This window comes from Pseudomonas kielensis (genome assembly GCF_014236655.1).
Lineage (GTDB): Bacteria > Pseudomonadota > Gammaproteobacteria > Pseudomonadales > Pseudomonadaceae > Aquipseudomonas > Aquipseudomonas kielensis.
This window is the reverse complement of sequence record NZ_JACMYG010000021.1, coordinates 22,353-32,328: the sequence shown is the minus strand read 5'-3', so window position 1 is coordinate 32,328 and position 9,976 is coordinate 22,353. Positions and strand designations below refer to the sequence as shown.

The 9,976-nt window shown below is 62.1% G+C and carries 8 protein-coding genes; 5 read left to right on the top strand and 3 right to left on the bottom strand.

Annotated features, from left to right (window positions below):
• The first annotated feature begins 232 nt into the window (after positions 1 to 232).
• The 5 genes from H7995_RS18755 to H7995_RS18735 all read left to right on the top strand — a co-directional run bounded on the left by H7995_RS18755 (position 233) and on the right by H7995_RS18735 (position 8,187).
• A complete protein-coding gene (locus H7995_RS18755) occupies positions 233 to 1,660 on the top strand; it encodes a di-heme oxidoreductase family protein (RefSeq protein ID WP_166590747.1) in 1,428 nt (475 codons plus the stop codon).
• Between the two features lie 45 nt (positions 1,661 to 1,705).
• Positions 1,706 to 2,770 carry an imelysin family protein gene (locus tag H7995_RS18750; RefSeq protein WP_166590748.1) on the top strand — a complete coding sequence of 355 codons (1,065 nt, stop codon included), beginning with the start codon at positions 1,706 to 1,708 and terminating at the stop codon, positions 2,768 to 2,770.
• Between the two features lie 14 nt (positions 2,771 to 2,784).
• A complete protein-coding gene (locus H7995_RS18745; RefSeq protein WP_182342075.1) occupies positions 2,785 to 3,882 on the top strand; it encodes a DUF1513 domain-containing protein in 1,098 nt (365 codons plus the stop codon).
• A 101-nt stretch (positions 3,883 to 3,983) separates the two neighbouring features.
• Positions 3,984 to 5,135: an efflux RND transporter periplasmic adaptor subunit gene (locus H7995_RS18740; protein ID WP_166590750.1), complete on the top strand. Its 1,152-nt coding sequence runs from the start codon at positions 3,984 to 3,986 to the stop codon at positions 5,133 to 5,135.
• A 13-nt stretch (positions 5,136 to 5,148) separates the two neighbouring features.
• Entirely contained in the window at positions 5,149 to 8,187 is a 3,039-nt protein-coding gene (locus H7995_RS18735) for a multidrug efflux RND transporter permease subunit (protein WP_185818722.1), read from the top strand.
• Positions 8,188 to 8,250: 63 nt separating this feature from the next.
• Here H7995_RS18735 and H7995_RS18730 read toward each other — a convergent pair whose 3' ends face one another.
• Genes H7995_RS18730 through H7995_RS18720 form a run of 3 tightly spaced genes read right to left on the bottom strand, consistent with a single transcriptional unit; the run spans position 8,251 to position 9,867 of the window.
• A complete protein-coding gene (locus tag H7995_RS18730; RefSeq protein ID WP_095165880.1) occupies positions 8,251 to 8,478 on the bottom strand; it encodes a hypothetical protein in 228 nt (75 codons plus the stop codon).
• Positions 8,479 to 8,480: 2 nt separating this feature from the next.
• Entirely contained in the window at positions 8,481 to 9,194 is a 714-nt protein-coding gene (locus tag H7995_RS18725; RefSeq protein ID WP_182342077.1) for a lipopolysaccharide kinase InaA family protein, read from the bottom strand.
• Between the two features lie 4 nt (positions 9,195 to 9,198).
• Positions 9,199 to 9,867: a class I SAM-dependent methyltransferase gene (locus tag H7995_RS18720; RefSeq protein WP_166590754.1), complete on the bottom strand. Its 669-nt coding sequence runs from the start codon at positions 9,865 to 9,867 to the stop codon at positions 9,199 to 9,201.
• Positions 9,868 to 9,976: the final 109 nt, after the last annotated feature.

The following is a 9,976-nucleotide window of genomic DNA, read 5'->3' as shown; positions in this document are numbered from 1 at the left end:
GCTCGTTGACGAGGGAAGGCGCTACGTATTCATTCAGCATGAGGAAACTCTAAGGTGGCGGAGTGTTCTGCATCCTGCCCCCTCGATAAATCCCTCTGGGGGTGCATATGTACGGCGTTGTCCGACGAGACCGGGCACGGCCCCCCGACAAGCAAACGATAATTCCTCTTATTCAAACTCCGCGGCCCTGTTAGACTTTGCGCCCTGTTTTGCTCGTCTTTCTGGATACCCGATGCCCTCGCTGCCGCTTCGCTTGTCTGCACTGCTACTGGCCCTGGGCCTGAGTGCCTGCGATGACGCCCCACGGTTTACCAAGGCCGAGCCCGGTGAAGCCCGCTCCGGGGGCGCGGCAACCGTGCGCAAGAGCGACCAGAACGCGTTTTCCCTGCCGTCGGCCAATCTCTCGCCGACAAGGCGACTGGATTTCAGTGTCGGCAACAGCTTTTTCCGCAGCCCGTGGGTCACCGCCCCTTCGACCACCACCGCTCGCGACGGCCTGGGCCCGCTGTTCAATACCAACGGCTGCCAGAATTGCCACATCAAGGACGGTCGCGGCCACCCACCGGCACCCGACGCCGAGAACTCGGTCTCGATGCTGGTACGCCTGTCGATCCCCAATGCCCCGGCCTACGCCAAGTTGATCGAGCAGGTGGGGGTGGTTCCCGAGCCGGTCTACGGTGGGCAGTTCCAGGACATGGCGGTCCCCGGTGTCACGCCGGAGGGCAAGGTTCGGGTCGAGTACACCCCCGTAGTGGTGCGGTTCAAGGACGGCAGTGAAGTCGAACTGCGCAAGCCCAGCTTGCAGATCAGCCAACTGGGCTACGGCCCGATGCACCCGGACACACGGTTTTCCGCGCGGGTGGCCCCGCCGATGATCGGCCTCGGCCTGCTGGAGGCCATCCCCGATGCGGCGATCCTGGCCAACGCCGACCCGCAGGACAAGGACCGCAACGGCATCAAGGGCCGGCCGAACCTGGTCTGGGACGATGCGCAGCAAAAGACTGTGCTGGGGCGTTTTGGCTGGAAAGCCGGGCAACCGAACCTCAATCAACAAAATGTTCACGCGTTTTCTGGTGATATGGGCCTGACCACCCGCCTCAGGCCTTTTGATGACTGCACCCCGACCCAGACCGACTGCTTGCAAGCGCCCAACGGCAATGGCCCCGATGGCGAGCCGGAAGTCAGCGACAACATCCTGCGCCTGGTGCTGTTCTACAGCCGCAACCTGGGTGTACCGGCCCGCCGCGACGTCAATGACGCCCAGGTGCTGGCCGGCAAGAACCTGTTTTTCCAGGCTGGCTGTCAGTCGTGCCACACCCCCACATTCACCACCGCCGCCACGGCGGCCGAACCTGAGTTGGCCAATCAAGTGATTCGCCCTTACAGCGATCTGCTGCTGCATGACATGGGTGAAGGCCTGGCGGATAACCGCACCGAGTTCCAGGCCTCCGGCCGCGACTGGCGCACCCCGCCGCTGTGGGGCATTGGCCTGACGCAGACGGTCAGCGGCCACACCCAGTTCCTGCATGACGGCCGCGCCCGCAACCTGCTCGAAGCCGTGCTCTGGCACGGTGGGGAAGCGCAAGCGGCGCAGCGACAGGTTTTAGCTTTCAGTGCCGAGCAGCGCGCGTCGCTGCTGGCCTTTTTGAATTCACTTTGAACGCCTTTCCCATTTGCTTTGCCCCATACACATAGGGAGCCCGACATGTTTCGTCCCAAGTTGTTGTTCACCAGCCTTGCCGCCCTCGCCCTCGGCGCCTGCGCCCCCCAGGACCCGCAAGCGGTGACCTCGGCGGCCATCGCCAAGCAAGTGATCCTGCCGACCTACAGCCGTTGGGTCGATGCCGATCGCCAACTGGCGGTCAGTGCCCTGGCCTATTGCGAAGGCAAGTCTGACCTGGACACCGCCCGCGCCGACTTCCTCCACGCCCAAAAAGCCTGGGCCGAACTGCAGCCGTTGCTGGTCGGTCCGCTGGCCGAGGGCAACCGTTCCTGGCAGATCCAGTTCTGGCCGGACAAGAAGAACCTGGTGGGTCGCCAGGTCGAGCAATTGCTCAGCGCCCAGCCACAGATCGATGCCGCGGCACTGGCCAAATCCAGTGTGGTGGTCCAGGGCCTGTCGGCCTATGAGTACATTCTGTTCGACGCCAAGAGCAACGTTGCCGACGCGGCGCAGAAAGCCCGCTACTGCCCGCTGCTGACCGCCATTGGCGAACGGCAGAAACTGCTGGCCGAAGAAATCCTCGCCAGCTGGAACAGCACCGACGGCATGCTGGCGCAGATGACCAAGTTCCCCAACCAGCGTTACGCGGACTCCCACGAAGCCATCGCCGACCTGCTGCGGGCCCAGGTGACTGCACTCGATACCCTGAAGAAAAAACTCGGCACCCCGATGGGTCGCCAGACCAAGGGCATTCCCCAGCCGTTCCAGGCTGATGCCTGGCGCAGCCAGTCGTCGCTGCCAAGCCTGCAGGCCAGCCTCAGCGCCGCACAGACCGTCTGGGTCGGTGTCGACAACAAAGGCCTGCGTGGCCTGCTGCCGACCGAGCAGAAGCCGTTGGCGGACAAGATCGACGCCGCCTATGCCGCGTCGCTGAAGCTGTTCGAGAGCAACCAGCGCTCGCTGACCGACATGCTCGGTGACGATGCCGGTCGCCAGCAACTCAACGATCTCTACGACAGCCTCAACGTCGTCCATCGCCTGCACGAAGGCGAATTGGCCAAGGCGCTGGGCATCCAACTGGGCTTCAACGCCAACGACGGTGACTGATGAGGGTTAGCTCCATGCTGCGACGCCAGGCTCTGACTTTCGGCAGTGTGTTGCTGGGCGCGGTGACGCTGGGCGGCTGGAAGCTGTTCAAGCAAAAGGACCAGGGTCCTTTGCTGCTTTCAGCCCGCGATGACAGTGACGGCAAGCACTACGCCGTCGGCTATCGACTGGACGGCACCCGGGTGTTCGCCACCGAAGTCGGCCAGCGCTGCCACGACATCATCAATCACCCCGAGCTGCCGATCGCCCTGTTCGTCGCCCGGCGGCCGGGGACCGAAAGTTACCTGGTGGACCTGCGCGACGGCACGTTGCTGCAAACCGTGGTTTCGCAGGCGAACCGGCACTTCTACGGCCATGCGGTGATCCACAAGGATGGCGAGTGGCTGTACGCCACCGAAAACGACACCACCGACCCGGGTCGCGGCCTGCTCGGGGTGTACCGCTTCGAGGGCGAGCGCCTGGTGCACAGCGGCGAGATCTCCACCCACGGTATCGGCCCGCACCAGGTCTCCTGGATGCCGGACGGCGAAACCCTGGTGGTGGCCAACGGCGGGATTCGCACCGAGGCCGAAAGCCGGGTCGAGATGAACCTCGACGCCATGGCGCCCAGCCTGGTGCTGATGCAGCGTGACGGCACCCTGCTGAGCAAGGAAACCCTGGCCCAGCCAATGAACAGCGTGCGGCATATGGGCATCGCCAGTGATGGCACCATCGTCACTGGCCAGCAATTCATGGGCGCGGCCCACGAGTCGTCCGAACTGCTGGCCATCAAGCGTCCCGGTCAGCCCTTCGTTGCGTTCCCGGTCGATGAGCACCAGTTGCAGGCCATGGGGCACTATACCGCCAGTGTCGCGGTCCACAGTGAACTGCGCCTGGTGGCGTTGACCGCGCCACGGGGTAACCGGTTTTTCATCTGGGACCTGGACAGCGGCGAAGTGCAGCTCGATGCCCCGCTGCCCGACTGCGCCGGGGTTGGCGCGGTGGCCGATGGTTTTGTCGTGACCTCGGGCCAGGGGCGTTGCCGTTTTTATGATTGCCGCAAGGCGCCGCTGGTGGCCCAGCCCCTGGATTTGCCGGCAGGGCTCTGGGACAACCATTTACATCTGGTCTGATTGCCACGGCGGTTATGCCTTACCCGACACGTATGGAATCACAGGCACACAGGGAGTAATGTGCCGCCTGTCTCGCCTGATTTTTTCCAAGGAAGTGGAATATGCTGCGTCGCCGCATGCTGATCATGTTGGGGGTTGTGCTGTTGATCGTGCTGATTCTGGGGGGCTACAAGGCCTTCTCCATCTATCAGATGATCCAGACCTTTGCTGCGCCAAAACCACCGGAGAGTGTGGCCGTGGCCACCGCGACCGAACGCCCCTGGCAGGTTCGCCTGCCCACCGTGGGCACCCTCAAGGCGCTGCAGGGGGTCGACCTGAGCCTGGAGATTGCCGGTACTGTCACCGACGTGCAGTTCCAGTCCGGGCAGCAGGTCAAGACCGGGCAGCCGCTCATCCAGCTCGACAGCGCCGTCGAAAGCGCCTTGCTGGAGACCGCCAAGGCCGACCTGGGCCTGGCACAACTGGACTACGGCCGCGGCAGCCAACTGGTGGGCAGCAGCGCCATTTCCAAAGGCGAGTTCGACCGCCTCAGCGCGCAACTGGCCAAGAACAAGGCCACGGTCAATCAACTCAAGGCCTCGCTGGCGAAAAAACACATTGTCGCGCCCTTCAGCGGCACCATCGGCATTCGCCAGGTCGACGTGGGCGACTACCTCGCCAGCGGCACGGTGATCGCCACCCTGCAAGACCTCAGCAGCCTGTATGTGGACTTCTACGTACCGGAACAGGTGCTGCCGAAAATCGCCAAGGGCCAAACGGTCGACGTGGGCGTCTCGGCCTATGCCGGACAGACCTTCCCCGGCACCATCAGCGCCATCAACCCCAAGGTCGAGAACAGCACCCGCAACGTGCTGGTGCGCGCCACCCTGGCCAACCCCGATGGCAAGCTGCTGCCCGGCATGTTCGCCAGCCTGCAGGTCCTGATGCCGGACCCGGAGGCAAAAATCGTGGTCCCGGAAAGTGCAGTCACCTACACCCTGTATGGCAACTCGCTGTACGTCGTCGCGCAGAAAAAAGACGCCGAGGGCAATCTCGAAAAAGACGACAAGGACCAACCAGTGCTGGTCGCCGAGCGGCGGTTCATCGAAACCGGCGAACGCCGGGACGGCCTGGTATTGATCAACAAAGGCGTGAAAGACGGCGAACAGGTCATCAGCGCCGGGCAGATCAAACTCGACAACGGTATGCACATCGTCATCAGCCCGGACAAAAACCTGCCGGCCGAACAGAACAGCCAGCCACGCGCTGACTGATCAAGGAATCCCCATGGCTTTTACCGACCCGTTCATCCGTCGCCCGGTGCTCGCTACCGTGGTCAGCCTGTTGATCGTGCTGCTGGGCTTCCAGGCCTGGAGCAAGCTGCCGCTGCGCCAGTACCCACAGATGGAAAACGCCCTGATCACGGTGACCACCGCATACCCCGGGGCCAACGCCGAAACCATCCAGGGCTATATCACCCAGCCCTTGCAGCAAAGCCTGGCCAGTGCCGAAGGCATCGACTACATGACCTCGGTCAGCCGCCAGAACTTCTCGGTGATCTCGATCTACGCGCGCGTCGGTTCCAACAGCGACCGGCTGTTCACCGAGTTGCTGGCCAAGGCCAACGAGGTCAAGAACAAGCTGCCCCAGGACGCCGAAGACCCGGTGCTGAGCAAAGAGGCGGCGGACGCCTCGGTGCTGATGTACATCAGCTTCTTCAGCAAGGAGTTGAATAACCCGCAGATCACCGACTACCTGTCGCGCGTGATCCAGCCCAAGCTTGCGACCCTGCCCGGCATGGCCGAAGCCGAAATCCTCGGCAACCAGGTCTTTGCCATGCGCCTGTGGCTGGACCCGGTCAAGCTCGCCGGTTTTGGCCTGAGCGCCAGCGACGTGACGAGCGCGGTGCGCCAGTACAACTTCCTGTCGGCCGCCGGTGAGGTCAAGGGCGAGTACGTGGTCACCAGTGTCAACGCCAACACTGAACTGAAAACCGCCGAAGCCTTCGGCCAGATCCCGCTGAAAGTCGATGGCGACAGCCGGGTGCTGCTCAGCGACGTGGCTCGCGTGGAAATGGGCGCGGAAAACTACGACAGCATCAGCTCCTTTGGCGGCACACCCTCGGTGTACATCGGGATCAAGCCAACGCCCGGTGCCAACCCGCTGGACGTGATCAAGGAAGTGCGCAAGCTGATGCCGGAGTTGGAGTCCCAGCTGCCGCCCAACCTCAAGGCGGAAATCGCCTACGACGCCACGCTGTTTATCCAGGCGTCGATCGACGAGGTGGTGAAAACCCTGTTCGAAGCCGTGCTGATCGTGATCGTCGTGGTGTTCCTGTTCCTCGGCGCCCTGCGTTCGGTGGTGATCCCGGTGGTGACCATTCCGCTGTCGATGATCGGCGTGATGTTTTTCATGCAACTGATGGGCTACTCGATCAACCTGCTGACCCTGTTGGCCATGGTGCTGGCCATCGGCCTGGTGGTGGATGACGCCATCGTCGTGGTGGAGAACATCCACCGCCATATCGAGGAAGGCAAGACCCCGCTGGACGCAGCGCTCGAGGGCGCGCGGGAAATCGCCATGCCGGTGGTCTCGATGACCATCACCCTGGCCGCCGTGTATGCGCCGATCGGCTTCCTGACGGGGCTGACCGGAGCGCTGTTCAAGGAGTTCGCCCTGACCCTGGCGGGCGCCGTGGTGATCTCCGGGATCGTCGCCCTGACGCTGTCGCCGATGATGTGCGCCCTGCTCCTGCGCCACGACCCCAACCCATCCGGGCTGGCCCACCGCCTCGACCAGTTGTTCGAACGGCTCAAGCGGCGCTACCAGAGCCTGTTGCACGGCACCCTCAACACCCGGCCGGTGGTGCTGGTGTTCGCGGCGATCGTGCTGTGCCTGATTCCGGTGCTGCTCACGTTCAGCAAGTCGGAGCTGGCGCCGGACGAAGACCAGGGCATCATTTTCATGATTGCCAATGCCCCGCAGCCGACCAACCTTGAGTACCTGAACTCCTACACCGACGAATTCATCACCATTTTCAAAGAGTTCCCCGAGTACTACTCCTCCTTCCAGATCAACGGCTTCAACGGCGTGCAATCGGGCATCGGCGGCTTCCTGCTCAAGCCCTGGAACGAGCGCAGCCGGACCCAGATGGAGATCCTGCCGCTAGTCCAGAGCCAGCTGTCGCGCATCCCGGGGCTGCAGATCTTCGGTTTCAACCTGCCTTCGCTGCCCGGTACGGGTGAAGGCTTGCCCTTCCAGTTCGTGATCAACACCGCCAATGACTATGAGTCGCTGCTGGCAGTGATCGACCGGGTGAAAAAACGCGCATTGGAGTCCGGCAAGTTTGCCTTCGTCGATATCGACCTGGCCTTCGACAAGCCGGAAGTGGTGGTCGACATCGACCGCGCCAAGGCCGCCCAGATGGGCGTGTCCATGCTCGACCTCGGCACCACCCTGGCGACCTTGCTGGCCGAGGCCGAGATCAATCGGTTCACCATCGAAGGCCGCAGTTACAAGGTGATCGCCCAAGTGGAACGGGCCTATCGCGACAACCCGGACTGGCTGGACAACTACTACGTGAAGAATGCCCAGGGCGAGCTGCTTGCCCTGTCGACCCTGATCACCGTCAAGGACCGGGCCCGTCCGCGGCAACTGAACCAGTTCCAGCAACTGAACTCGGCGATCCTCTCGGGATTCCCGGTGGTCAGCATGGGCGAGGCGATTGAAACCGTGCGCCAGATTGCCCTGGAGGAGGCGCCACCGGGCTACGCCTTCGATTACGCCGGCGCTTCCCGCCAGTACGTGCAGGAAGGCAGTGCGTTATGGGTGACCTTTGCCCTGGCGCTGGCGATCATTTTCCTGGTGCTGGCAGCGCAGTTCGAGAGTTTCCGCGATCCGCTGGTGATCCTGGTGACCGTGCCGCTGTCGATCTGCGGCGCGTTGATCCCGTTGTTCCTGGGCTGGTCGAGCATGAACATCTATACCCAGGTCGGGCTGGTGACCCTGATCGGGTTGATCAGCAAGCACGGGATCCTGATCGTCGAATTTGCCAACCAGCTGCGCAAGGACAAGGGCCTGTCACCTCGTGAAGCGGTCGAGGAAGCGGCCGCCATCCGCCTGCGCCCGGTACTGATGACCACCGCGGCCATGGTGTTCGGCATGCTGCCGTTGATCATTGCCACAGGTGCAGGGGCCGTCAGCCGGTTTGATATCGGCATGGTGATTGCCACCGGGATGTCCATCGGCACCCTGTTCACTCTGTTCGTGCTGCCGTGCGTCTACACCCTGCTGGCCAAAACCGACAAGGCATCCGAGCCCGTGTGATCGAAATCCCACAAAAGAAAAGGCCTCGCAATTGCGAGGCCTTTTCTTTGGGCTTCATCGTTTTCAACTTTGCGGTCTCATTCCCTGGGCCATGCCGAACATGAACAACAGCAGATCATTGTCGGGATGGACTGCCGCGGTGGCTTTCGCCACCCGTGGCAATGGGCAATGCGCGTCACCATGCGCCGCGCTGAGGACCTGCGTGCGGGGCTGCTCCCAAGCCGCCACCGCCAATGAAGCAACTGCCAAGGCTCCTATTAGAAACAAACCTCGAGCAATTTCTAGTTTCATCGCTATAAACCCTTGATAGCGCTGCCAAACGCCGTCTTATAAAAGTAGACGAGTTTGTCCCAATCCGCCGCGTTCCACGACGAGTGGCGACGCAGTTGCTTCATGTCGTGGGCCGCTGCCTGGGTGCTCAGCAGACGCTGGCGGCACTTCTCCAGGTCCAGCAGGGCGATCTCGGCCTTGGCCGCTGCGCCCTCTCCCGTTACCCGCACAAAAATATGCTTGATGTACAGGCAGCTGTGCTGCCAACGGCCCTTGTGCATGCGCGCCAGGTTCTGCGCCAGGTCCTGCAGGACCTGCTCATGGAAAGCCTCGCCGTGACGCTCGCGACCGCCACTGGCGTACCAGTCTTCGATCTCGACAAAGCCATCCAGTGCCTGAGTCACCAGCAGCGCTCGCCACTGATGCACCGGGTCGCGCTGCGCACCACAGAAGACGATTTGCGGTACTCGCACGTTGAGCTTGTGCAGCCCCGTCAGCGCATCCAGCTCGCGCAGCACGGTGGGGCGCCCGAAAGGGTGCAACCAGCTACGGTAGATATGCCCGGTCTGGCGCTTGGCATACAGCAGTTGGCCATTAGGTCCATGGATACGCTGGACGCCACTTTCACCGCCACGCCGGACGTTGGGTTCTTCTACCCATTCGCCACGTTGGCTCCAGAAGTAATCAAAGCGATCTTCAGGCGCGCCCTGCGCATCCGAAACCTGTTGAACTGCCATGCTGTTACCTCTTTCGCAAAATATAAACGCGCCACATGGCGTAGAGCGGAATGAAGTCCAAATGTTCCTGAACGCGGAAACCGGCTTGTTCAAACTCGGCTTCGACCGTAGCCGCCGGTAACACAAAGCGGTTCTGGTAACCCTCCTGCGCACGCTCTTTCTCGGCACGCTTGCGTTTCCAGGCCTTGAAATTGCCATCGACCCACAACGACAGGATCACGCTGTCACGGGTAACCCGCTGGAATTCCCGCAAGATAGCCAGCCGATGCTCGGCCTCGCCGATGTGGTGAAGCAAACGCATGCAGAAAATGCTGTCTACGGAGTTGTCGGGCAATGCGATGTCGAATGCAGACGTCTGCAAAGGACGTACCCGTTCCACCACATTGGCCGGTTGGGCCTGGGTGGCGATCTTGACCATCGAGGCAGAGTTGTCGGCGCCAATGATCACTCGGTTGGATTTTTCCGCCAGCATCGGCCAGAAACGCCCGGCACCGCAGGGCAGGTCCAGGACCAGGCCCGGCTCCCCGACACGCTTGAGTGCGGTGCGCGCCAGCTGCAAATCACGCTTGTGCGACAGTTGGCGGCCGAGACCATCCTTGTGCTTGCGCAGATAGCGCTTGGCGTGTTCGTCGTCGTACTTCTCGGAAAATTCGAGCTTGATCGGGTCGTCCATCATCATCTCTCCAGAACTGATGACAGCCACCTTAGGGAGCGGGGTGTGAGTTCCAGGTCATCCAATTGTGAAAAAATCGTTAGAAAAAGCCCTTAAGTATTACAGAATT